Here is a 21,132-nt window from a genome sequence, read left to right on the forward strand (position 1 = left end):
GGCGGCGCTCAGCGCAGCGGGCCGCGGGCCACCGCGTCGCGCATCGCCGCCGGGTCGCCGACCGGGACGTACTCCAGCCACCAGGTCGCCCCGGCGGCGGCCAGCTCACGGTGGTAGGCCCGTTCGGCGCGCTCGTCCGGCCGGCGACGCCGGCCGCCGATCGCCACGTCGAACGGCTGACCGTCGGCCCGCGTCCCCGGCAGCGCCTCGACCAGCTCGTGAACCTCGTCGGGCGTGAAGTCGGCCCAGCCGTCGGTGTCGGTCAGCTTGTAGGGCACGATGCCGTCGGAGCGGGCCGCGCGACGCCGCACCGCCCCGGCCTGGGTGCTGCCGCCGACCCAGACCGGCACCCGGGGCGACTGCACGGGCGGTGGACGCAGCGCCACCTTCTCGGCGCGGTAGTGGACGCCCCGGTGCTCGACCTGCTCGCCGCTGAGCAGGCCGGTCAGCAGGTCGAGGCCCTCGTCGAGCATCGCGGCGCGGACGGCCACCTCGGTCGGTTCGCCGAACGCGGCCAGGCCCCGGTCGCCGGGGTCGCCGACGCCGACGGCCACCGTGGCCCGGCCGGCGCTGAGGTGGTCGAGGGTCAGCACCTCGCGGGCCAGCTTCGCCGGACGGCGTCGGGGCAGCGCGGTGACGGTGGTGCCCAGGCGTATCCGTCCGGTGCGCCCGGCGATCGCCGTGAGCACCAACCACGGGTCGTAGGTGGACGGGTCGTCGCCGCGGTGGTGGATGAGGTAGTCCTCCACGAACACCCCGTCCCAGCCGGCGCGCTCGGCCAGCTCACCCAGCTCGACGAGGGTGGCGACGTCGAGGTCGTCGCCGCCGCAGGGGATCTCCAGACCGTGTCTCATCCGGCGACCCTCACACGGGGGTACGACGGTCAGCCGCGCCGACGCGACCGCGCGGCCCACACCGCGTACGCCGGATCGCGGTCGAGGTTGTGCCGGTCCCGGTCGTAGCGGCGGGTGGTGCGCGGGTCGGCGTGCCCCATGGCGTCCTGCACGTCTTCGAGGGGGACGCCCTCGGAGCGGGCGGTGGTGGCGAACGCGTGTCGCAGCGAGTGCGGGGACAGTCGCGCCCATGCCGGGATGCCGGCCGCCCGGGCGAGGCGGCGGACCATCCGGAAGACGGAGTGCCGGTCGAGTCGTGCGCCGGTGGCGGTGACCAGCAGCGGCCCGCTGAGCTGCGTCACCGGCACGCCGGCGGCGGCGGCCCGCTGGGCCAGGTACGCGTCCACCGCGTACGCGGTGCCCGGGGTGAGGGCGCGACGGCGCTGCTTGCCGCCCTTGCCGACGAAGCGGACGCTGCGGTGCCCACGTTCGGCGCCGAGGTCGGTCAGGTCCAACGAGACCAGTTCGCCGACCCGCAGGCCCAGGTCGGCCAGGAGCGCGATCGCGGCCCGGCTGCGCGCCGCCGTCGGACCGGTCTCGGCGTCGGCGGCGGTGAGCAGGGCGTCGACCTCTTCGGGGGTGAGTCCGATGGTGGCGGAGTGGTCCCGGTCGACGCGGGGCCGGTCCGCGCCGGAGACCGGATTGGCGGGTACGCCGCCGAGCTTGACGAGGAAGTCGTACCAGCTCGACAGGGCGGACAGCCGGCGTGCGACGGTCGCCGGGGTCAACGGCCGGCCGCTGCGTGCCACGAGTGTGGACTCCAGCGTGCGGGCGTACTCGTTGACGTGCAGGAACGTGGCCCGCAGCGGGTCCAGGTCGTGCTGGGCGCACCAGCCGAGGAAGGCGGCGACGTCGCGTCGGTAGGCGTCGCGGGTGTGCTCGGAGAGCCGACGGTTGCGCAGCCATGCCTCGGTGACGTCCATCGGCGCGCTCGGCAGGGCCGGTCGGGCGGTGGGACGGGTGAGCACGGGCGCGTCGGAGGACACCATGTGAAAAAGGTTCTCAGCAGCGGATGGGATTGCCACGCAGGCGCGCCGACGCGGTGACACCGCACGCCGACGGCCGGCGCCCTCGGTGTGGGCGCCGGCCGTCGAAGGCCGCGGTTCAGGCGTTGATCTGCCGTCGGCCGTTGCCGTTGGCGGTGATGGTGACCCGGCGGGGCTTGGCCCGCTCGGCGACGGGGATGCGCAGCGTCAGCACCCCGTGCTCGTAGCCCGCCTCCAGCTTGTCGGTGTCGAGGGTGTCGCCGAGGAACAGTCGCCGGGTGAAGGTGCCCATCGGGCGTTCGGCGGCGACCAGCTCGATACCGTCGCCGGCGGGTCGACGGCGCTCGGCACGAACGGTGAGGACGTTGCGCTCGACAGTGCAGTCGATGGTGTCGGGGTCGACGCCGGGCAGGTCGAACGCGGCGTAGAAGTAGTCTCCGTCGCGGTACGCGTCGAGCTGCATCGTCGCCGGACGGGCCGCCGTACCGAAGAACTGCTCGGCGAGCCGGTCCACCTCGCGGAACGGGTCGGTACGCATCAACATGGTCATGCCTCCTCGGTTCTCCTGGCCGAAGGTGATGGTTGAGTCGAGGTGACTCAACTTCCTCTTCTTATTTAGCGCCTTCCGAGCCGGCCGTCAACTCCTTCTCGAACCAGTGCTCCGCGTACGGGCCCTGCGAGTACGCGGGGATCTCGGCGTAGCCGTGCCGGGCGTACAGCGCACGGGCCTCGACCAGGTCGGCGCGGGTGTCCAGGCGGATCCGGTCCGCGCCAGCCGCCAGGGCGCGCGCCTCGACGGCGGCCAGCAGGGCGGCCCCTCCCCCCGTGCCGCGATGCGCGGGCCGGACGAACACCCGCGTCAGCTCGGCGAAATCGGGCCGCCACCGCAGCCCGGCACAGCCGGCCAGATCCGCGCCGCGGTGCGCGAGCAGGAGCACACCGGTCGGGTACGCCAGGTCGTCGCTGGGCATCTCGGCCAGCGCGGCGTCGACCTCGCCGGGTCGGGCCGGGCGGCGGTGGTAGCGCACCACCATCTCCGTCATGTACTCGCGCAACAGAAGTGTCGCGTCCGGATGGTCGGGACGGACGGCGTCGATCACCCACTGCGGCCGGACGGCCGTGGTCACGCGTGGTCCTCGGCGGTCCGCTGGTAGATGCCCTGCTCGCGGGTGAGCAACCGCTCGTCCACCAGGTAGCGGCGCAGGGTGGCGTGGTCCGACGCGCCGCCGGCGCACCACGGCTTGAGCGCGTCGTCGACGGCCCGCTCCGGATAGCGGGTGCCCGTCTCGAACGACCGTTGCGCGATGTGCGCCAGCAGCGCTCGCCGCCGTCCGCGCTGCGCCGGCATGCCGACCAGGACGTTCCCGCGCAGGAAGGTGCGCAGCACGGGATCGTCGGCCGACCCGGCGTCGTCGGTCGGGCGGCTGTCGCGCGCCGCCGCCCGCAGGAACGCCTCGTCGACCGCGAGCGCGCCGTCACCGCCGGTGATGAGGCCCGCGTCGGCGAGCCGGCGCAGCCCGGTGAGCACGACCCGCGCGGCCAAGCCGGAGCGCTGCACGACCTCGGGCACGCTTGTCGATCCCAACGCGACCGCCGCGAAGATCCGTCGCCGTCCGTCGTCGGCCAGGGCCCCGGCCAGAGCGTGCGCAGTCATGCCGGTCACCCTCGCATCGGGGTACGGGCGCCGCCAGGCAATTTCCGGGGTACGCCCCGCCGGGCCCGGCCGCCCAGCGGCGCGTACGCCGAAACGATCCACATGGTGTCAGTCCCGACGAGATCGACGAGTCCTTTGTCGGCTTGAGTCATCGGCACGCGGAATCGAGGAGAACGTACAGAAAGGTCGCGAGAACGTTCAGTGGCACCGCGAGAATGCTGCCCAGTAGGAAAAAGAGGATCTGCTCGCGGCGCAGCAATCGGCTGATATCCGCGGCGGTCGGCTGAACTGCGGCTTCCGGCGTCTGTCGTGCCTCTACTGCCTCGGCGCCGGTGACTGTCTGCTCGGTCGGCATTGGGGGCCCCCTTGACGTTGCGTCCTGGTGGGATGCTCACATGGCCGACAGCTGCCCCGAAAGCGCGCCCATTCGACGATGTGCGTCGATCCGAACCTTCTCGCCGAGGAGTGTGCGTGAGCCGCACATTGCGGCGCGAGTGGCCCGCTCTTTGTGCAGGCCGACCTACGATCAGTGCACTGGCGGAAGGTGTCGTTGATGAATGCGCATGAGCAGCGGACGGCGGTCAAGGCGGTGCTCGATGTCGCCCGGCAGCGAAACTGGCCGACCGGTCAGATCGTCGCCGAGCTCCACAGCCGGTGCGGGATCAGTCTGTTGCGGGCACACCGGCTCGCCTCCGGCAGAACGTTGAACGAGGTCGCGCGAGCGATCCAGCAATTGATCATCGCTGAAGGTGAGCCGGCGCCGATGCTGGGACATCACCGTGTGTCCCGGTGGGAGACCGGCGTGGAGCGGCCATCGCCGCGCTACATGGACGCACTCTGCCGCCTGTACAAGGCCCGGCCGGACCTGTTGGGCTTCGGCAGGGATTACCGAACGATGGTTCCGGAGAGCGAACCGGTCGGTCCAGAACGTGACCCGCAGCCCGCACTGGCTTCTGTACTACAGGCCGGTGTCACCGCGGCAGAGATGGTACGGCCTGGCACCAATGAGGAGAGTAGTGATCGTATGAAGCGGCGGGAGACCCTGCGGGCCTTGCTGGGTATCACGGGTGGCGGGTTGGCGGGTCCAGCATTGCGGGCGCTCGACCTGACTCGGGAACACATGTCAAACACGCTGCAGCACCGCAGCGTCACCGAGACGACCGTGGACTGGTGGGAGGAGCAGGCTGCTCTGCACGGCAACTCCTATCGCACCAAGCCGGCGATCCAGCTTCTCGGCAGCGCGATCTTGGACTTTGACGACGTTGAACAGCTTCTCGCCTACCGCCAGTCGTTGCAGAGTCAAATCCGGCTGACCACGGTCGCAGCGCAGCTGGCCGGGCTCATCGGCGTGCTCTGTGTCGACCTGGGCGAACCCGCGCAGGCGAGCCGCTGGTTCCAGGTGGGCAAACTGGCCGCCGAGGAAGTCCAGGACCGTGGTCTGCGGGCGTGGATCCGGACCCGGGAGGCTCTCCTTCTCCTTTACTACGCCGGGCCAGCTGACGCCGCGCGCGCCGCGCGATCGGCCCGGCACTTGGCGAGCGGACTTCCATCCGTCGCTGGTGCCATGGCGCCTGCTGTCGAGGCCCGTGCCTTGGCCATGATCGGCCGGGGCGCCGAGGCGCAGACGCTAATGGAACAGGCCAACCGGAATTTTGATCTCATCCCCCGGGACGTACGAAGCGGAGGGCTCTTCGGCTTTCCCGAGCGCAAGCTCCGCTTCTACGAAGGCAATGTGCTGGCCCGCGTCGGCTCGTTCGAGGCGACCGCGCGCTGCCACCAGCAGGCCCTGGCGCAGTATCCGTCACATGACGTCGTCGACCGGGCCCACATCGCGCTTGACGGTGCGGTGTCGCTGATACGTCGCGGCGAGCTGATTGAGGCGTGTAGGACAACGACGGGGACACTCCTGGACCTGCCGGTCGACACCGGCATCGGCGCGGTCGTCGCGGAGGCCGATGAGATCCGGTCACGCTGCGCCGGCATCGGACGAGACCATCGGGTACTGAGCGAGCTGGGCGAGGTGATCCGACTGCGCCGCGTGGGCTTGGCGGCGAACGCGGACACACCGGCCTAAGTAGGGCGACCGCGAGGACGTGACGGCGCTGGAGTGCGCATTGGCGAAAGCGTGACCGGCTGCGGCCGGGCTACGCGCTGACGCCGCCGACGCGTTCGGTACGCCCGTACCCCTGACCGTCGTCGGCCCGCGAACCGCAACCGGCCGAACCCGTCGGCGTGCGCTGACCAGGTTGGGTTGATCCGTCTCCGTCCGAGACGGCCGCCGCCAGCGCCGAAAGCAGCGACCGGGGTGGACGGTCAGCCGGTGGCGCGGGCCATGGCGACGAAGCCGCGCCAGGCGTCCGGGCCGAAGACCAGCGTCGCGCCGTCACGGTCCTTCGAGTCACGCACGAGCACCACGCCCGGAAGGTTGTCGGCGACCTCGACGCAGTTGCCGCCGTTGCCACCGCTTCTCGTGCTCGTGCGCCACCGCGCCCCGGTCATGTCCATGATCCCGCCGCTTCTCTGAGAAGGTCCAGGGAACGTCCCCGGGGCAGCGCCTCGCCGCGAATCCGCTCCCACCGCCGCTCCAGGCTAACAAGCTCCGAAGGCCGATCGAGGATCTGCGCCTGCGCGGCGCTGTCGACGTGCGCGAGGCGCGAGCCGTCAGGGAGATCGGCGATGGTGAACGGCCCGTCGAGCCCGGGGTAGCTGGGCGCGTCCGCCGGAACGATCTGGAGTTGGACGGTGTCCGTCTCGACGTAGCCGAGCAGGCGCGTGAGCTGCGCCGCCATCAGCGCCCGGTCGTCGCCGACCCGGCGGCGCAGCACCCCCTCGTCCAGCAGGGCGATGAGCAGTGGCCCCTCGGTGTCCCGCTCGATGATCGACTGCCGATTCATCCGCGCCTCGGTGAACTCGTCGACCGCGTCCGCCGTGAGGACCCCGCCGGCCAGGGTCGCCCGCGCGTAAGCCTCGGTCTGGAGCAGCCCCGGCACCCACGTCAACTCGAACGACCGCAGGGTCACCGCCTCGCGTTCGATGTCGACCCACGGTCGGAACCACACCGGCTCCCGACGACGCAGGGCGTCCGGCCACAGTGCCTCGGCGTCGCGGGCCAGCAGTTCGGCGACGGTCGCGCGGTGTCGGCTCTGGGGAACGTTGCCCGGGTTCGCCCAGCGGGCGACGGTTTTCGGGTGCACACCGATCCGGTCGGCGAGGCTCTCGGCCGTGTGGCCGGCCTCGGCGAGCGCGGCGACAAAGGCGTGGTTCATGCCGTTCCTCCGTGGGAGCAAATGGGCTGCGCCAAGGAGATTACGTAACGCTGTGTGGTTGTCCAGAGACTGCCGGCAAAGTGGGGTATCGACGGCGCGGCCGGCAGGGACCCGAACCCGGCGGACGCGTTCGCAGCGGGGTCCGCGTCCGCGACCGGACGCGGACCCCGCCTCCACCAAGCCGACCCGGGAGGTACCCGCATGCCCCACACCGAAGGATCGGCCAGAAAGCCGACGCACTCCCCGTTGCGCCCGTCGTGGCGGTGCCCGGTCTGCGGCATCCTCTGGCCGTGTTCCACCGCGAAGCTGCGCCTGCTCGGTCGGTACCGCGAGGACCGTCCGGGGCTGTTGACGCATCTGGCGGCGGTCCAGAAGGAGGCCGAGGCCGATCTCGCCGCGCTCAACCCCGACGTGGCGCTACCCGACCTGACCTCGCGTTTCGTCGACTGGGCGCAGCCCCGCTGAGCAGGTCGGTCCGTCGGTGCGCAGTCGTGCGTGCTGGTGCATGTCGTGCCAGCCGTCCGCGTGCCGCATCGACTGACGCGCCACACCCTCGACGCCGAAGCCGCCCCGCGTGGCGACCCGGCACGACGCCGCGTTGGCCGTCGAGTGGTTCAGCTCCAACCGGTGCAGGCCCGCCCGTGTGAAGCTCCACCGCGTCAGCGCCCCCAGCGCCTCGCTGGCGATGCCCCGACCACGCGCGGCGGGCAGCAACCAGTACGACACCTGCGCCGACGCGTCGGTCAGCGACACGTCCCGCAACCCGGTCTGACCGACCGGCCGGTCGTCATCCTCGACGATCGCCCAGCTCACCGCGTTCTCGGCCCGCCACCGGCCGGTCCACTGTGCCGTCCACGCCCTGGCCTCGGCGTCGTCGGCGAGCCGGAGCACGTGCCACCGCTGGATCGCCGGGCAGTCGAAGGCGGCGCGTACGGCCGGGGCGTCGTCGTCACGCCACGGCCGCAGCGCCAGCCCGGGGCGTACCTCAAGGTGGGGTTGCTCCTGGGCGGCGAGACTTCCGGCAGGCAGGGCGGGGGTGACGAGCAGCGGCATCGGCCCATTATCGGGCCGGCTGCCTCGCTCGCCTCCTGATGATCGCGCTCGATCCATGATGTAGTGGCCTCCCTTGAGCGAGGAGGCCACTACATCCATGTTCGAGCGCGATCATCGCCCGCCGCAGGAACTGCGGCCGGCCTCACTCCCCGGTCGGGCCGCCCGCCAGCTCGGTGACCACGTCGAGGTGGCCGAGGTGACGGGCGTACTCCTGCACCAGGTGGAACAGCACCCGCTCCAGCGACGCCGGGTCCGCGCCGTCCCAGCGCGGGCCCGGCGCACCGATCTCGGTCAGGTCGTGCGCGGCCACCACGGCGGACGTGTGCGCGCCCTGCGCCCGCAGCGCCGCGACAAGGTCGTCGCGGGTCTCGTCGGGAGCGACGTACCAGCGGTCGTCCCGACGGTCTCCCCATGGCTCGGCGACGTCCGAGCCTTCGAAGCCCCACTCGATCCAGCGCAGCTCGACGTGGCGCAGGTGGGTGAGCAGCTCCAGGGGGGTCCACCCGGACGGCAGCCGGCTGCCGCGCAGCTCCGACTCGTCCAACGCCGACACCTTGGCCACCACCGACTCGCGGAAGTAGTCCAGGTAGCGCAGGAAGACCTCGGTGCGGTCGCCCGCCGGCGCGGTCGGCTCGGGGAAGGGGATCATGACCCGCTCGGCAGGTCACGGCCGCGCTGACGGACCCCGGCCCCGCCGTACGGGTAGTCGCCCACCGGGGGCGCGCTCGCCTCGTCCAGCAGCCGCATCTGCTCGTCGCTCAGGACGAGGTCGGCGGCGGTCAGGTTGTCGTCGAGCTGCTCGGTGGTGCGCGCGCCGAGGATCACCGAGGTGACCGCCGGTCGGGCCGCCAGCCACGCCAGCGACACCGCCGACATGGACGCGCCGAGGTCCTGCGCGACCTGACCGACCGCGTCGAGCACCTGCCAGGTGCGCTCCTGTGCGTTACGACCGGCGTACGCCTCGACGCCGCGCTGCGGGTTCTCCCCGAGCCGGGTCGCGCCGGTGGGCGTGGTGTCACGCCGGTACTTGCCGGTCAGCCAGCCTCCGCCCAGCGGTGACCACGGCAGGATGCCGATGCCCTCGTTCTCGCAGACCGGCACCAGCTCGAACTCGATCTCCCGGGCCAGCAGGTTGTACTGCGGTTGCAGCGTCACGATCGGGGTGAGGTTGAGGTGCTGGGTGAGCAGCGCGGCCTTCTGCAACTGCCAGCCGGTGAAGTTGCTGACCCCCGCGTAGCGGATCTTGCCGGCGCGTACCGCGTCGTCGAAGAAGCGCAGCGTCTCGGGCAGCGGCGTCAGTGGGTCCCACGCGTGCGCCTGGTAGAGGTCGACGGCCTCGACGCCGAGCCGCCGCAGGCTCGCGTCCAGGGCGCGGGTGAGGTGCACCCGGGACAGGCCGGCGTCGTTCGCCCCGGGGCCCATCGGGAAGCGGCCCTTGGTGGCGATGACGAGGCGGTCCCGCACGTCGGGCCGGGCCCGCAGCCAGCGGCCGACGATCTCCTCGGAGATTCCCCTGGAGTAGACGTCGGCGGTGTCGAGGAAGGTGCCGCCGGCCTCGACGAACCGGTCGAGCTGCGCGAAGCTGCCCTCCTCGTCGGTCTCCGCGCCGAAGGTCATGGTGCCCAGACACAGGGTCGACACCACCGTGCCGGTGGCGCCCAGAGTGCGGTATCGCATGTCGTCCTCCCGGTCGATTCGCAAAGCTGATCTTCGCACCTGCTCAGAGCACCTGCACCCGGAGGCCGTGCGGGCACCCACGCGGCGTCGTGACGGGCGATGATGGACCGGTGAGCGAGCCCGCCACCGACACCGATCGACCGCGGACGCCGGTCCGGTCGTCCACACCGACCGAGCTGCCGCAGCCCGGTCCGCGTACGCGAGGGCCGTGGCTGGTGGCCGCCGTGACCAGCGCGACGCTTCTCCTGCTCGCCGGGCGGTACGGCTATCACCGCGACGAGCTGTACTTCCTGCTCTGCGGTCGGCACCTCGACTGGGGTTACGTCGATCAGGGTCCGCTGGTCCCGGCGCTGGCCCGCCTGCTCGACGAGATCGCGCCGGGCAACCTGGTGGTCCTGCGGACGCCGTCGGCGCTGCTGGCCGGGGGCGCGGTCCTGCTGGTCGCCGCCATCGCCCGGGAGCTGGGTGGTGGCCGGGGCGGGCAGATGTTCGCGGCGGTGCTGGGCGCGCTGTCCGGCATCGTGCTCGCCGGCGGTCACCTGCTCAGCACCACGACCGTCGACCTGCTGGTCTGGCTCGCCGTGACGTGGTGCGCGGTGCGGTTGCTGCGCACCGGCGACACCCGGTGGGCGCTCGTGCTGGGGCTGGTGCTCGGCGTGGGCATGCTCAACAAGCTGCTGCCGGCGCTGTTGGCCGTGGGCCTGCTCGCCGGGGTGGTGATCGCGGGGCCGCGTCGGCTGCTGCGCGACCGTCGGGTGCTCGCCGCAGCCGGCATCGCCCTGGTGCTGGCCGCGCCGAACCTGATCTGGCAGGCCGCGCACGGCTTCCCGCAGCTCGGCGTGGCCGCGTCCATCTCCGACGGGGACAGCTCCTACAGCGGCCGGCTCGACGCGTTCACCCTCCAGTTCCTCATCATCAGCCCGTACGCCGTACCGATCTGGATCGCCGGTCTCGTCGCGTTGCTGCGACGGCCGGCGTGGCGGCCGTACCGTGCGGTCGGTTGGGCCTGGGTTGTCGTGTTCGGCGTGGTGCTGGTGGCCGGCGGCAAGGGCTACTACGACGCTCCCCTGCTGTTGGTGCTCGTCGCGGCGGGCGCGGTGGTGACCGCCGCCTGGGCGTCGCGTGGCGCGGCGTGGCTGCGGCGGGCGGTGCTCGCGGTCGGCGCGGTGCCGTTCCTGCTGCCCAGCTTCGTGCTGCTGCTGCCGGTGCTGCCGGCCGACCGGCTGCCCGCGTTCGTGGTCGACGTCAACTACGACGCCGGGGAGACCATCGGTTGGCCGGCGTTCGCCGACTCGCTCGCCGCCGTCCACCGTGGCCTGCCGGAGTCGGACCGCGCGCGGACGGTCGTCCTCACCGGCAACTACGGCGAGGCCGGGGCGGTCGCGCGCTACGGACCGGCCCGAGGGCTGCCCCGGGCGTACTCCGGTCACAACAGCATGGTCGACTTCGGTCGGCCGCCCGCCGACGCGGACGTGGTGATCGCGGTCGGTTGGGAGCGCCCCGACGCGCTCAACGGTTGGTTCACGCGCTGCGAGCTGGCCGGGCGGGTGGACCAGCGGGTCGAGGTGGCCAACGACGAGAACGGCGGCCCGATCTACGTGTGCCGGGGGCTGCGACGTCCGTGGGCCGAGATCTGGGACACCGAGGTACGACGCACCGGCTGACCCTGGCTGCGCCGGCTGGGCCGGTCAGCCGGTGGGGTCGCCGGTGAGCCAGGCACGGACGGTGGCCAGGGCCTCGGGGCCGGAGTCGACGTCCACGTCGCGGGCGAGGTCGGCGATCGTGATGCCAGCGAGGGCGTCGCGCCACGCCGTCTCGGCGGCCCACATGGCGCGGGCGATCGGGCACGCGCCGGTGCACTCGCTGGGCGGGGTGGCCAGCGGGCCGCGCTGGCGGATCTCGGTGCACACGAAGGCGGGGCCCGGCCCGTCGACGGCGTGGACGACGTCCAGCACGCTGATCGTCTCGGGCGCCCGGGTCAGCGCGTAGCCGCCGGATTTGCCCTGCACCGAGTGGATGAGCCCCGCGCGGGCCAGCGACTGAAGCTGCTTGGCGAGGTAACTGCCGGAGACGTCGTGCAGCTCCGCGAGCCGGGCGGCCGGGACCGGCCTGCTGCTGGTGGTGAGCACGACGCAGCAGTGCAGCGCCCACTCGACCCCGCCGGACATCTTCATCGCCTCACCCTAGCCACCCCTGATACTCGGACCCTCGTTATCCGAGTATAGTTCTCGGACATAAGAGGTCCGAGTTTGGCGGCTCCGGCAAGGATGCCGCGACGAACGGGACAAAATCCCACAGGGAAGGTGGAACGGACATGAAGATCGCTGTGATGGGCGGGACGGGCCTGATCGGCTCCCAGGTCGTGCAGATCCTGCGCACCGCCGGGCACGACGCGTTCGGGCACTCGCAGTCGACCGGAGTCGACCTCCTCACCGGGCAGGGCCTGACCGAGGCGCTCACGGACGCCGAGGTCGTCGTCAACCTCACCAACTCGCCGACCTTCGACGAGGACTCCCCCGCCTTCTTCCAGACGACCATGGACAACCTCCTGGCCGCCGCCGAGCAGGCCGGCGTCGGACACGCGGTGGTCCTGTCGATCGTCGGCGTCGACCAGGTGCCCGACCTGGCCTACTACCGCGCGAAGGTCCTCCAGGAGGACATCCTCAAGGCCAGCGGGCTGCCCTACTCGATCGTCCGCGCCACCCAGTTCTTCGAGTTCATCGACGCCGTCATCTCCTGGACCGCCGACGAGTCCGGCGTACGCCTGCCGAGCACCCCCGTACAGCCGATGGCCGCGGCCGACGTCGCCCAGGCCGTCGCCGACGTGAGCGTGGGCGCGCCGCTTCAGGGCATCCGCAACGTCGCCGGCCCCGACGTGTTCGCACTCGACGAGCTGGGCCGGATCACCCTCGCCGCACACGGCGACCAGCGCACCGTCACCACCGACGACACCGCCGGCATGTTCGCGGCGGTCCCCGGTGACGTGCTCATCGGCAAGGAGGACGCCGTCCTCGCCCCCACCTCCTACCGGGAGTGGCTGGCGCGCTGACCTGCGGTGGGAGGCGGCGCGCGCACCCGGTCATCGGGTCTACGCTCGGGCCATGGTCACGGGCGGTCTGCTCCTGGCGGCCGGCGCGGGTCGCCGGCTCGGTCAACCCAAGGCCCTGCTGCCGTACCGGGGCCGCCTTCTCGTGGAGCACGCCGCCGAGATCCTCACCGCCGCCGGTTGCCAGCCGGTCGTGGTGGTGCTCGGCGCGCGGGCCGACGAGGTCCGCGCCCGTACCCGGCTGCCCGACGTGGTGGTCAACGCCGACTGGGCGTCGGGCATGGGCTCGTCGCTGCGGGCCGGGCTGGACGCCCTGACGTCCAGCCCGGCCGCCGCCGTCGTGGTCACCCTGGTCGACCAGCCCGACCTGACCCCCGAGGCGGTACGGCGCGTCGCCCGCGACGCCACCGCCAGCGCCCTTGTCATGGCGACCTATGCGGACGGTCGACGCGGACACCCGGTGCTGCTCGGGCGCGACCACTGGCCGGGCGTCGCCGAGGCGGCGACCGGCGACCGGGGCGCGCGCGACTACCTGCGCACCCACGGTCCGGCCGTGCGGCTGGTGGACTGCGCCGACGTCGCCGACGACACCGACGTGGACCTACCCGAGCAGGCAGCCGAACTGCCCCGGTAGAAGACCGTCGTAGGCTGCGCCCATGCTCTCCGGCGTTCACGGGCTGTCCCGCCACTTCACCCCCGACAGCCTGCGGGAGTACCTGCTCGCTCGTTCTGCCCGAGTCGAGACCGGTTGTCTCATCGTCACCGGCTACGGCTCTCGGCGTGGCGTCCACCAGAAGGTCGCCGGGCGCGCCTGGGCGCACATCGCCGCGTACGCCGTCTTCGTCGGCGGCTACGACCCCGACCTGGAGGTCGACCACGTCTGCGGCGTCGCCGACTGCATCGAACCCACCCACCTGCGCCAGGTGACGCGCGCGGAGATCTGTCGCTCGCGCGAACGCCACCCGCGCTGCCGCAACGGCCACGACCGGGAGATCGACCCGGCCACCGGCACGTACCGCCGGGTCTGCCGCGCCTGCAACCGGGACGCGCAGCGTCGGTGGCGACAGCGCCAGGCCGCCGAGGTGGCCGAGGCCCGGCAGGCGTACGGGCACAGCTAGGAACCCGTCCGAAGATTTGCGCGTCGGGGTTACAGCGTGCGGCGGCGGCGGATGCGTCTCTTCAGTGAGGAGCACTGACGGGAGCGAGCGTGTCGTTCGAGGATTTCGTGGCGGGGTACGGCCGGTCGTTGGTGCGCCTGGCGTTCGTCCTGAGCGGCGACCGGCAGGTGGCGGAGGATCTCGCCCAGACCGTGCTGGCCGACGCGTACCGGCACTGGAGGCGGGTGCGCGCGGCGGCAGACCCCGAGGCTTACGTACGCCGCATGCTGGTGAACGCGCACCTGAGCTGGCGTCGCCGGCGCTGGACGACGGAGCGGCCCGCCGACCTGCGCCAGGAGACCGGCGCCACGGTGAGCGATCCGGCCGAGGCGGTCGCGGCCCGGGACCAGATGCGGGTGCTGTTGAGCAGCCTCGCGCCGCGCGCTCGCACAGTGCTCGTCCTGCGGTACTACGCCGACCTGGATGACGCGGCGATCGCCGCCGCCATGGGGGTCACCGAGAGTTCGGTGCGGGCCACCGCCTCGCGTGCCCTGGCGAGCCTGCGCGGGCCCGCGGCCGTCGACGCACGAAGGGAGACCCGATGAACCAGTCGACCGAGCGCGAGCTGCGCGAGTTGTTCGCCGCCGATGCCGCCCACGCCCCCGACGAGCGGGCCGTGGCCGCAGCGGCGGTGCGCCAGGTCCACCGCAGGCGCCGGACCCTGCTGGTCGCGGGGGCCACGAGCGCGCTGATCGTCGCGACGGGCGTGTACGGCGTCAACCGGCCGGCCGCGACGCCGCAGGCACAGCCCTCGGTCACCTCCCCGGTCACACCTGCCGCTTCGACGTCGGCGGCCGACCTGCCGGCCGGGGTTGAGCCCGGAGATCCGCTCGCCTTCGGCGCGGCGCAGTGCGTCAAGCCGTACGCACCGGAGACGCTCGCCGAGCAGGCCTTCGCCTTCGACGGCACCGTTACCGGCATCGGACCGGCCCGCACCGGGCGCGGCGCGCATCCTCCCCTGGACCTGCGGTCGGTGACGTTCCAGGTCCATGCCTGGTTCAAGGGTGGCTCCGGCGGCACCGCCGTGGTGGACATGTCGCCACCCGACGGCGGGCCCGGGACGGGCGATCCCACGTCCGAGCACGGCCCCACCTATCAGGTCGGCACCCGGTTGCTCGTGTCCGGCATGCCCCGCTGGGGCGGCGCGGCGCTCGCCGACCCGATCGCGTGGGGCTGTGGCTTCACCCGGTACTACAGCCCCTCGCGGGCGACCGAATGGGCCACCGCGACCAAGTGAACGGTCACCGATCAGAACGGCACCCACTCGGTCGACATCGACGGCGAACTCGCCCAGCTGGCCGCCGACGGCTACCGCCCGGTGCGCCTGGACGGCCCGTCCGTAGTTTCCAGACCAAAAACAACGCTAAGCAGTTGATCTAGGGCTACACCAGGGACGGCTGTTCCGACGTGGTGAATCGGGCGGGGGCACTTCGCCGCTTTCCATGATCCCGGTACGTGGGATGCGAGGGTCAGCGTCGGTGCCGTCGGTGGTGCTCGTCGTTCTCGGCGGTGATGCGGGCGGAGGTCTCCTCGCCGAGCCGGACGTAGATGCCGAGGGTGGCCAGGTGTCGGTGGCGGGACTTGGCCTGCAACTCGGCGGCGCTACGTCCTTTGGCCGCGAGGTGGGTTAACCCGGAGTGGCGTAGTTGGTGGAGGGTGTGCCCGGTGCCGTGGGGGTCGTGAAGCTGGGTGGCCTGCTTGAACAGGTACTCGGCGCGCGGGTAGGACAGCCGGCCCCGGCCGGTGTCGGGGCAGATGTCGCTCAGGGCCGGCGCGCGGCTCCCTGCGGTTGGTGCGCGTCGGTCGGCTAGGAAGACCGGCCCGGCGGTACGGCCGGCCAGGAGCCGGGGTAGTAGGCGGGCGGTGGGGGTTTCCCAGTGCACGTAGGCGCGGTCGCCGCCTTTCTCGACGACCAGGGCGCGGCGAAACTCCATGTCCAGGTCGGCCACGTCCATGCCGAGGATCTCCTGGGCGCGGGCGCAGGTCTCGTAGAGCATCCGCCACAGCACCCGCTCGCGTAGCGGGTTTCGGTCGTCGGTGAACAGCCGCTCCAGGCGGGCTCGCGGGATGGCCTTGTCCCGGGTCCGGGTGACCTTGCGACGCTCCAGGCGGCGGCCGGGGTCGGTGGTCAGCCAGTCCTGGCGGCGGCAGTAGGCGCTGAACGAGGTCAGCGCGGACAGGTGCTTGTTCCAGGTGTTCGCGGCCCCCCGGTCCCAGCGGGCCATCGTCTGCTCGTACAGCTGCGGGGTGAGTGCGGCGACCGGCACCTGATCGCCGGCGCTCTCGCGTAGCCGGCGCAGGGTCTCGGTGTAGGTGGCGCGGGTGCCGGGGTCGTCGCGGAACCGTTCGAGGAACGCGTCGACGGCGACCACCAGCGTCGGCGGTCGTCGGGTGGTCGGCAGCGGGATCACGGACACCTCAGCGACCTCTTTCGCTCATGTGACACAGAATGTGGCCGAGTCGCCCTCACCGCGGTGACGGCGACTCGCAGGTGGAGATGGGTTGATCATCGGTCCTGTGACAGAGAATACGTAATTCTGTGTCACAGGGCAGTTAACGGCACCCCCACCTTCCGGCGTGCGCGACTCGGTGGTTGCATCGGAACGGCCCGAGAGCGTGGTGCTGCTCTCGGGCCGTTCCGATGCTCGGCGCTAGGCCGACCTGCGCTCTTACTGGTCTGCTCCGGTGACGACGCAGTACACGCTCGCTTGGTGGTATTCGGTGCCTGACGAATCCACCTGGCCGTCGACGTCCACGTCAACCTGATTGCGCCAGGAGATCAGGGCGCCTGTCGAATCGCAGGTTCGGCGCGCGGTCGACCGGTTGTTACTCTCCGACTTGGGCTTGAGCTGCGTCGAACCCGAACATGCCTTACGGCGCCATGTGCCGTCCGTGTAGTACTCGTAGAGGCAGTTGGTGACGTGAGCGGTGGCTCCTGTGCAGTCGCCCTTGTTCCACTGCCCGTGCCCAGAGGCGTCCGGAGATGACCAGTGAGGGTCGTCAGGCAGGGTGTCGGGAGTGCACCCGATCGCCGCCGTCGTGTTTCCGCCGTCGTGTTTCCTGTTCGCCGAGGGATCGATCTCTCGGCCGTTCTCGTCGACGTACCGCGCCTGGTCTGCGAGGCCCGCAGGTGCGAGGCCCGGGACGGCATCGGCGTAGGAGACAACACCGTCGACCCGGGCTTGCGCGGCTGCCGGTACGGCGAGACTGACACCCCCAACCGCCACAATCGTCGCGACCGCGACCCGCACGGTCCTTGTTGCGTACCGTTTCACTGTGCCTCCCCTGTGGTTGGTGGTTTACCGATAGGCAGGGAAACGGTCGGTGGGCATTGCCTGGACCACGTCGAGGCCGATGGTGTCCAGCAGCCTGTCGACGGCAGCCTGGTCAGCGCCTATCCCTGCCCAGTGGGGGTCGACGTCACTGGTGAAACACCACCGGCGATCGGCCGGCCAGACGAAGGCGGGGACCGGAGCGGAATCCCCGTCGAACGGTTCGGCGCGGCCCTCGATGTAGTCCGCGAGCCTGCCGGTGAAGAGAACGTACCGACGGTGCGGGACGGTCACCAGTGGGCCCTGCCGCTCGGCCGCCGAGAGGGCGCTTCCGGCTACGCCCTCCCAGACGCAGAAGAAGCACTGGTCAGGCGTTGCCGTGAATGGTGCGAGGACGTGCAGCGCGCGTCGCGCCTGCGGCGCCCACAATTCGCGGTCGGCCGGAACATCGGCGTCGGTCTCGCGCTGATCGGGCGATGTCGGATCTGGGATGTACCGCAAGCGGGCATACGCCTCGTAGTCAGCAGGCCCGAACGTGATCAGCTGCTCCGCCGGAGTCCGCGAACTCGCGAGCCAGGCCGCAGCGGCCGTGTCCGTCGAATGTCTCAGCACCATGTCTCTTGCGGCTTCCCGTCGTCGTTGACGTGTTCGTTCAACCGCCGCTCTCACGTTTCCGGAGCTGACGGTACCGTCCGTGCATGTCTGCCCACAATAGGTAACGACGGTGCCACTCGGTCCGCAATCCGGACTTGATTCAACGCAGTGAGATCCTGGCCGTGCCAGTGGTGGGGGTACATCCACGTCGGCGGGCAGCCTCTGGTTCTAGAACGAGACGCCGCGGGGTCCTGGCCGACGTCGGCCAGGACCCCGCGCGGCGAGGTCCGCCGACCCGTCGGCCGGCCGCCGTCGTGAACCTGCGGGCTGCGCCTGAGGGGACGACCGTCAGGCGCAGCCCGTGCTCAGCGGTTTGCCGCCGTGGCCCCGGCCAGCCGCAGCGGCCGATACCCGTCGGTGTCGAGCTGAGCGAGTTCGCCGTCGATGTCGACCGAGTGGGTGCCGTAGAAGTGGACGTTCTCGTGGTGGGTCGGCCAGATGTGCGCCAGGACCTCGTCGTCGACCTGGCGGTCGTCGCGGCGTAGCGCGCCGACGGCGAGGCCGTGGTACTCGGTGGACCAGCAGACGATCGCGTTGGTGGCCAGGGTCAGGCACCACATCTGCTCGGTCTGCTGCTCGTGGTGGCGGCGGCGCAGCGCTCCCTCGCCGGCGTACGCGAGTGAGCGGCGCAGGGCGTGCAGGTTCTCCCCCTTGTTGAGCTGCCGGGAGATCCGCCGCCGGTAGGTTTCGTCGGCGAGGTAGCGGGCGGCGTAGACGGTGCGGCGCAGCGCCCCGTACTCCTTGATCGCGCTGGTCAGCGCGTTCTGCTGCCGTTTCGAGGAGCACAGCTTCCCGACGGCGCGGCGGTGGCGTGGCCGCCCTGCACGCTCGCGGCGACGCGCAGCAGGTCGTCCCAGGTGCTCGTGATCAGGTCGGTGTTCAGTCGCCGGGTCAGCAGGCCGCCCGCGCGCGGGTAGCGGGTGAGGAAGTCGGCGTTCGGGCCGGTTCGGTAGAGGGTGATCTTCCCGAGGTCGCGGATGCGCGGCGAGAGCTGCTTGCCGACCAGGTCGAACAGCGCGAAGTTGGCCAGGGTCGCGCCGTGGGTGTCGGTGGCGTGCTCGAACACGGCCAGGTCGGTGGCGTTGCCCAACAGCCCGTCGAGCACGTAGTGCGACTCCGGCGCGGTCGCCACGATGACCTTCGTGTCAAAGGTCGAGTGCTGGTCAGAGACGTGGGTGTAGGTGGACACGCCCTGTCCCCGGGCGAAGTACCGCGACAGGTGCCGGGCGGTGATCGACTTGCCCTTGACCGGGAACCGCTGCCCGTCCGACGACGACAGGGTGCCCGACCCGAACGCCTGGGTCAGCGGAAGCCGGTGGTGATAGTTCACCACCGCGGCGTTGGCCGCCTCCAGGGTCTCGGGGCGGAAGTACCACTCGGCGGTCCACGCCAGGACGTCGTACGGCACGCCGCAGGACTCGGCCATCGCCGACAGGCCCATGTTCGTCGCCTCGGCGATGATCACGTACAGCAGGTTGCGTTTCAGCTCCGCCGGCCGACTCACCTTCCCGCCCGCGTGCACCAGGTGGTCGGTGAACCCGGTCCGCGCGTCGACCTCCACCAGCACCGACGCGATCGGCACCCTCGGCAGCATCCCGGCCAGCTCCGCGCGCACCGCGTCGGCCTCGGCGGGCACGTCCTCGGCGGTCAACGGCGGAATGATCAGCTCCCCATCGTCGGTGAGCCGCACCTCGCCCGGATTGCCCTTCGCCAACTGCGTCTCCAGATCCGCCAAGGCGGCGTGCAGCTCGTCGTCGGCCTGCGCGAGCGCGTCAGCGGCCTCGACCGGCTTGCCGACCAGGTGACAGAACTGCACCTTCTGCGGCGCCCACGCCGCCGGGGTGAGCAGGAACGACGCCGGATCGGCGTACCGCCGCGACCCGGGCACGAACACATCACCCGAGCGCAGCCCGTCCCGAAGGCCGACCAGCACGGCGATCTCCCAATAGCGGCGGTACGCGGTGACGTCACCGGCCTGCTCCGTCGCCACCAGGTAGCCGGCCCACTTCGTCGGGACGAACCCGACCGGAGCACCGGCCGGGACCTTGCGGGCACCGGTGGCGTACAGCTCGGTCAGCACGCTCACCGCCTGGAGCAACTGCTCGGTTCCGGGCCCGCCGGCGAACTGGACCGCCGCCAGCACCGCCGGGGCGAACTGCCGCAGGTACGACATCGACGCGTCCAACATGCTGAGCTGCCCATGATCACGCGGCAGCCGCTCGCGGCGCTCGGCCCACGCCGCCCGCATCCGGTCCATCCCGATCCGGGAGCGCAGCAGCGTGCCGATCTGCTCGTCGCCGACCGCCGTGTCGAGCACGATGGTCAGGATCTCGTCCAGCAGCGCCTGCCGGTTCTCCCCACCCTTCGCCCGCTCCGCGAGGGCCTCGGCGACCTTCTGCTTCGCCGCCGCCTCCCGACCGGAAATCGCCTGGTCGAACAGCATCAGCGTCTCATCCAGCACGTCGACCGCCGACTGTGCCAGCAGGGTCAGCAGGATCGGATACCGGCGCTCCGGCTCACGCCGCTGCAACGCCTGCCCCGTCAACCGCCGCCCGACCCCGGCCAGGAACCGGCGCCGCTCCGCCGGCAGCATCGACAGATCCAGGGTGTGCGCGTCCAACCGGCGCAGGTAGGTCAGCTTCTCCAGCTCCGCCTTCACCGCCGCAGGGCTCGACGACGTCGGCCCCACACCCAGCCACGCCAGCGGCGTCCGACCCAGGTACGCGTCCGGGACCAGCAGCAGGTCCAGCTCCGCGCACCGCCGGTCGGTGAGCAGGTGCCGCATTCGCGCCCACGTCTCACCCCGAGCGCGGGCCCTGGCCGCAGCTACCCGCCGCAGCAGCAGGATCACCCCCGGCCGCACCACCCGCGACGACAGCAGGTACTCACAGGCCAGCCGGAACAGCAGCTTCGGCGAGTCGTGCTCCATCGCCCGAGCGAACAGGAACTCGTCGAGGTCCTTCCACTCGGCGGTGTCCATCGACCGCCAGCCGGCGTAGCCGGCCACCTCCCGTAGATGACCCGTCCGGGTCTGTTCCCGCTCGCCGTACCCGCGCAGCTCACCCATCGCGATCCCGAGCCGCTGCGACAACCGGCCCACCACGGCGGCCGGGGCCGCCGCGACGTCATCGGGCACGAACCCGAGCCACGGCAGCGTGCACAACTGCACCGCCACACCCAACACGTTGCGGCCCGTGCGGAACTGGCGCACGAACGCCTCGTCCGCACCGGTCAACGTGAAGTACCGGATCAGCTCGGCCCGGTTGATCTCCGGGAACCCCCGAAGCCGCACCAGTTCCTCCGCCGAGAACACGTCCTGAGTCGCCACAACCCCACCACCCGAGCATCGACCGTCACCGAACGGGACGGCACGCTACGGGCCAGATCAGAGCTTGATCAACCCTCAGTTCTTAGCGTTGTTTTTGGTCTGGAAACTACGGACGGGCCTGGACACAACCGCTGACGCCCCCTGGC

23 protein-coding genes and 1 pseudogene are annotated in these 21,132 nt (G+C 71.5%); 8 read left to right on the forward strand and 16 right to left on the reverse strand.

Features of this window, described 5'->3' with window-relative positions; translation table 11 throughout:
• Window positions 1-8: 8 nt before the first annotated feature.
• The 6 genes from ACTFTM_RS16615 to ACTFTM_RS16640 form a co-directional block, all read right to left on the reverse strand.
• Entirely contained in the window at window positions 9-854 is an 846-nt protein-coding gene (locus tag ACTFTM_RS16615) for an LLM class flavin-dependent oxidoreductase (protein ID WP_449561380.1), read from the reverse strand.
• Between the two features lie 29 nt (window positions 855-883).
• Complete coding sequence (locus ACTFTM_RS16620; RefSeq protein ID WP_449561381.1) at window positions 884-1,882, reverse strand: tyrosine-type recombinase/integrase; 999 nt, start codon at window positions 1,880-1,882, stop codon at window positions 884-886.
• 115 nt (window positions 1,883-1,997) lie between these two features.
• On the reverse strand, window positions 1,998-2,423 hold the full coding sequence (locus tag ACTFTM_RS16625; RefSeq protein ID WP_449561382.1) for an Hsp20/alpha crystallin family protein: 426 nt from the start codon (window positions 2,421-2,423) through the stop codon (window positions 1,998-2,000).
• Between the two features lie 67 nt (window positions 2,424-2,490).
• The gene (locus tag ACTFTM_RS16630; protein WP_449561383.1) at window positions 2,491-3,006 is read right to left on the reverse strand and encodes a GNAT family N-acetyltransferase; all 516 of its coding nucleotides are present in this window, start codon (window positions 3,004-3,006) and stop codon (window positions 2,491-2,493) included.
• Window positions 3,003-3,533, reverse strand: a complete 531-nt coding sequence (locus tag ACTFTM_RS16635) for a DUF2087 domain-containing protein (protein ID WP_449561384.1) — start codon at window positions 3,531-3,533, stop codon at window positions 3,003-3,005. Before ACTFTM_RS16635 ends, ACTFTM_RS16630 begins: the two co-directional genes overlap by 4 nt.
• A 148-nt stretch (window positions 3,534-3,681) precedes the next feature.
• Window positions 3,682-3,888 (reverse strand): hypothetical protein, encoded by a 207-nt coding sequence (locus ACTFTM_RS16640; protein WP_449561385.1) that lies wholly within the window; start codon window positions 3,886-3,888, stop codon window positions 3,682-3,684.
• 198 nt (window positions 3,889-4,086) lie between these two features.
• On the opposite strand from ACTFTM_RS16640, the gene ACTFTM_RS16645 reads away from it, so the two are divergent.
• Window positions 4,087-5,607 carry a helix-turn-helix domain-containing protein gene (locus ACTFTM_RS16645; RefSeq protein ID WP_449561386.1) on the forward strand — a complete coding sequence of 507 codons (1,521 nt, stop codon included), beginning with the start codon at window positions 4,087-4,089 and terminating at the stop codon, window positions 5,605-5,607.
• A gap of 239 nt (window positions 5,608-5,846) precedes the next feature.
• Here the strand turns inward: ACTFTM_RS16645 and ACTFTM_RS16650 are convergent, their stop codons facing one another.
• Both ACTFTM_RS16650 and ACTFTM_RS16655 read right to left on the reverse strand, forming a co-directional pair.
• Complete coding sequence (locus ACTFTM_RS16650; RefSeq protein WP_449561387.1) at window positions 5,847-6,038, reverse strand: DUF397 domain-containing protein; 192 nt, start codon at window positions 6,036-6,038, stop codon at window positions 5,847-5,849.
• Window positions 6,029-6,799, reverse strand: coding sequence for a Scr1 family TA system antitoxin-like transcriptional regulator (locus ACTFTM_RS16655; RefSeq protein ID WP_449561388.1), 771 nt, complete (start codon window positions 6,797-6,799; stop codon window positions 6,029-6,031). Before ACTFTM_RS16655 ends, ACTFTM_RS16650 begins: the two co-directional genes overlap by 10 nt.
• A gap of 201 nt (window positions 6,800-7,000) precedes the next feature.
• On the opposite strand from ACTFTM_RS16655, the gene ACTFTM_RS16660 reads away from it, so the two are divergent.
• The gene (locus ACTFTM_RS16660) at window positions 7,001-7,264 is read left to right on the forward strand and encodes a flavin reductase (RefSeq protein ID WP_449561389.1); all 264 of its coding nucleotides are present in this window, start codon (window positions 7,001-7,003) and stop codon (window positions 7,262-7,264) included.
• Here ACTFTM_RS16660 and ACTFTM_RS16665 read toward each other — a convergent pair.
• The 3 genes from ACTFTM_RS16665 to ACTFTM_RS16675 all read right to left on the reverse strand — a co-directional run bounded on the left by ACTFTM_RS16665 (window position 7,217) and on the right by ACTFTM_RS16675 (window position 9,529).
• Window positions 7,217-7,852 (reverse strand): GNAT family N-acetyltransferase, encoded by a 636-nt coding sequence (locus ACTFTM_RS16665; RefSeq protein ID WP_449561390.1) that lies wholly within the window; start codon window positions 7,850-7,852, stop codon window positions 7,217-7,219. The two genes, ACTFTM_RS16660 and ACTFTM_RS16665, sit on opposite strands and share 48 nt — an antisense overlap.
• A gap of 142 nt (window positions 7,853-7,994) precedes the next feature.
• The gene (locus ACTFTM_RS16670) at window positions 7,995-8,501 is read right to left on the reverse strand and encodes a mycothiol transferase (protein WP_449561391.1); all 507 of its coding nucleotides are present in this window, start codon (window positions 8,499-8,501) and stop codon (window positions 7,995-7,997) included.
• Window positions 8,498-9,529, reverse strand: a complete 1,032-nt coding sequence (locus tag ACTFTM_RS16675; RefSeq protein ID WP_449561392.1) for an aldo/keto reductase — start codon at window positions 9,527-9,529, stop codon at window positions 8,498-8,500. The genes ACTFTM_RS16670 and ACTFTM_RS16675 overlap by 4 nt, the downstream gene beginning before the upstream one ends.
• Window positions 9,530-9,639: 110 nt before the next feature.
• Here ACTFTM_RS16675 and ACTFTM_RS16680 point away from each other — a divergent pair, with 110 nt between their 5' ends.
• A complete protein-coding gene (locus tag ACTFTM_RS16680) occupies window positions 9,640-11,193 on the forward strand; it encodes a glycosyltransferase family 39 protein (protein WP_449561393.1) in 1,554 nt (517 codons plus the stop codon).
• A 24-nt stretch (window positions 11,194-11,217) separates the two neighbouring features.
• On the opposite strand, the gene ACTFTM_RS16685 is transcribed toward ACTFTM_RS16680, so the two are convergent.
• Window positions 11,218-11,703, reverse strand: coding sequence for an RrF2 family transcriptional regulator (locus ACTFTM_RS16685; RefSeq protein ID WP_449561394.1), 486 nt, complete (start codon window positions 11,701-11,703; stop codon window positions 11,218-11,220).
• 140 nt (window positions 11,704-11,843) lie between these two features.
• Here ACTFTM_RS16685 and ACTFTM_RS16690 point away from each other — a divergent pair, with 140 nt between their 5' ends.
• The 5 genes from ACTFTM_RS16690 to ACTFTM_RS16710 all read left to right on the forward strand — a co-directional run bounded on the left by ACTFTM_RS16690 (window position 11,844) and on the right by ACTFTM_RS16710 (window position 14,969).
• Window positions 11,844-12,578 carry an SDR family oxidoreductase gene (locus tag ACTFTM_RS16690; protein WP_449561395.1) on the forward strand — a complete coding sequence of 245 codons (735 nt, stop codon included), beginning with the start codon at window positions 11,844-11,846 and terminating at the stop codon, window positions 12,576-12,578.
• A 52-nt stretch (window positions 12,579-12,630) separates the two neighbouring features.
• Window positions 12,631-13,209 carry a nucleotidyltransferase family protein gene (locus tag ACTFTM_RS16695; protein WP_449561396.1) on the forward strand — a complete coding sequence of 193 codons (579 nt, stop codon included), beginning with the start codon at window positions 12,631-12,633 and terminating at the stop codon, window positions 13,207-13,209.
• 22 nt (window positions 13,210-13,231) lie between these two features.
• On the forward strand, window positions 13,232-13,693 hold the full coding sequence (locus ACTFTM_RS16700) for an HNH endonuclease (protein WP_449561397.1): 462 nt from the start codon (window positions 13,232-13,234) through the stop codon (window positions 13,691-13,693).
• Between the two features lie 89 nt (window positions 13,694-13,782).
• On the forward strand, window positions 13,783-14,277 hold the full coding sequence (locus ACTFTM_RS16705) for a sigma-70 family RNA polymerase sigma factor (protein ID WP_449561398.1): 495 nt from the start codon (window positions 13,783-13,785) through the stop codon (window positions 14,275-14,277).
• Window positions 14,274-14,969 (forward strand): hypothetical protein, encoded by a 696-nt coding sequence (locus tag ACTFTM_RS16710; RefSeq protein ID WP_449561399.1) that lies wholly within the window; start codon window positions 14,274-14,276, stop codon window positions 14,967-14,969. Before ACTFTM_RS16705 ends, ACTFTM_RS16710 begins: the two co-directional genes overlap by 4 nt.
• Window positions 14,970-15,201: 232 nt before the next feature.
• Here the strand turns inward: ACTFTM_RS16710 and ACTFTM_RS16715 are convergent, their stop codons facing one another.
• The 4 genes and pseudogenes from ACTFTM_RS16715 to ACTFTM_RS16730 form a co-directional block, all read right to left on the reverse strand.
• A complete protein-coding gene (locus ACTFTM_RS16715; RefSeq protein ID WP_449561400.1) occupies window positions 15,202-16,149 on the reverse strand; it encodes a tyrosine-type recombinase/integrase in 948 nt (315 codons plus the stop codon).
• Window positions 16,150-16,401: 252 nt separating this feature from the next.
• Window positions 16,402-17,007 (reverse strand): hypothetical protein, encoded by a 606-nt coding sequence (locus ACTFTM_RS16720; RefSeq protein WP_449561401.1) that lies wholly within the window; start codon window positions 17,005-17,007, stop codon window positions 16,402-16,404.
• A 24-nt stretch (window positions 17,008-17,031) separates the two neighbouring features.
• Window positions 17,032-17,619, reverse strand: a complete 588-nt coding sequence (locus ACTFTM_RS16725; protein WP_449561402.1) for a hypothetical protein — start codon at window positions 17,617-17,619, stop codon at window positions 17,032-17,034.
• Window positions 17,620-17,963: 344 nt separating this feature from the next.
• Window positions 17,964-20,986: pseudogene (locus ACTFTM_RS16730) on the reverse strand (Tn3 family transposase).
• Between the last annotated feature and the right edge of the window lie 146 nt (window positions 20,987-21,132).

Source organism: Micromonospora sp. RB23, from assembly GCF_053585025.1.

Excerpts from the sequence above, each read along its gene's own strand:
- ACTFTM_RS16695 (WP_449561396.1), top strand. The coding sequence starts at position 12,631 with ATGGTCACGGGCGGTCTGCTCCTGGCGGCCGGCGCGGGTCGCCGGCTC.
- ACTFTM_RS16655 (WP_449561388.1), bottom strand. The coding sequence starts at position 6,799 with ATGAACCACGCCTTTGTCGCCGCGCTCGCCGAGGCCGGCCACACGGCC.
- ACTFTM_RS16670 (WP_449561391.1), bottom strand. The coding sequence starts at position 8,501 with ATGATCCCCTTCCCCGAGCCGACCGCGCCGGCGGGCGACCGCACCGAG.
- ACTFTM_RS16665 (WP_449561390.1), bottom strand. The coding sequence starts at position 7,852 with ATGCCGCTGCTCGTCACCCCCGCCCTGCCTGCCGGAAGTCTCGCCGCC.
- ACTFTM_RS16685 (WP_449561394.1), bottom strand. The coding sequence starts at position 11,703 with ATGAAGATGTCCGGCGGGGTCGAGTGGGCGCTGCACTGCTGCGTCGTG.
- ACTFTM_RS16660 (WP_449561389.1), top strand. The coding sequence starts at position 7,001 with ATGCCCCACACCGAAGGATCGGCCAGAAAGCCGACGCACTCCCCGTTG.
- ACTFTM_RS16625 (WP_449561382.1), bottom strand. The coding sequence starts at position 2,423 with ATGTTGATGCGTACCGACCCGTTCCGCGAGGTGGACCGGCTCGCCGAG.
- ACTFTM_RS16635 (WP_449561384.1), bottom strand. The coding sequence starts at position 3,533 with ATGACTGCGCACGCTCTGGCCGGGGCCCTGGCCGACGACGGACGGCGA.
- ACTFTM_RS16725 (WP_449561402.1), bottom strand. The coding sequence starts at position 17,619 with ATGGTGCTGAGACATTCGACGGACACGGCCGCTGCGGCCTGGCTCGCG.
- ACTFTM_RS16615 (WP_449561380.1), bottom strand. The coding sequence starts at position 854 with ATGAGACACGGTCTGGAGATCCCCTGCGGCGGCGACGACCTCGACGTC.
- ACTFTM_RS16620 (WP_449561381.1), bottom strand. The coding sequence starts at position 1,882 with ATGGTGTCCTCCGACGCGCCCGTGCTCACCCGTCCCACCGCCCGACCG.
- ACTFTM_RS16640 (WP_449561385.1), bottom strand. The coding sequence starts at position 3,888 with ATGCCGACCGAGCAGACAGTCACCGGCGCCGAGGCAGTAGAGGCACGA.
- ACTFTM_RS16650 (WP_449561387.1), bottom strand. The coding sequence starts at position 6,038 with ATGGACATGACCGGGGCGCGGTGGCGCACGAGCACGAGAAGCGGTGGC.
- ACTFTM_RS16675 (WP_449561392.1), bottom strand. The coding sequence starts at position 9,529 with ATGCGATACCGCACTCTGGGCGCCACCGGCACGGTGGTGTCGACCCTG.
- ACTFTM_RS16690 (WP_449561395.1), top strand. The coding sequence starts at position 11,844 with ATGAAGATCGCTGTGATGGGCGGGACGGGCCTGATCGGCTCCCAGGTC.
- ACTFTM_RS16645 (WP_449561386.1), top strand. The coding sequence starts at position 4,087 with ATGAATGCGCATGAGCAGCGGACGGCGGTCAAGGCGGTGCTCGATGTC.
- ACTFTM_RS16700 (WP_449561397.1), top strand. The coding sequence starts at position 13,232 with ATGCTCTCCGGCGTTCACGGGCTGTCCCGCCACTTCACCCCCGACAGC.
- ACTFTM_RS16710 (WP_449561399.1), top strand. The coding sequence starts at position 14,274 with ATGAACCAGTCGACCGAGCGCGAGCTGCGCGAGTTGTTCGCCGCCGAT.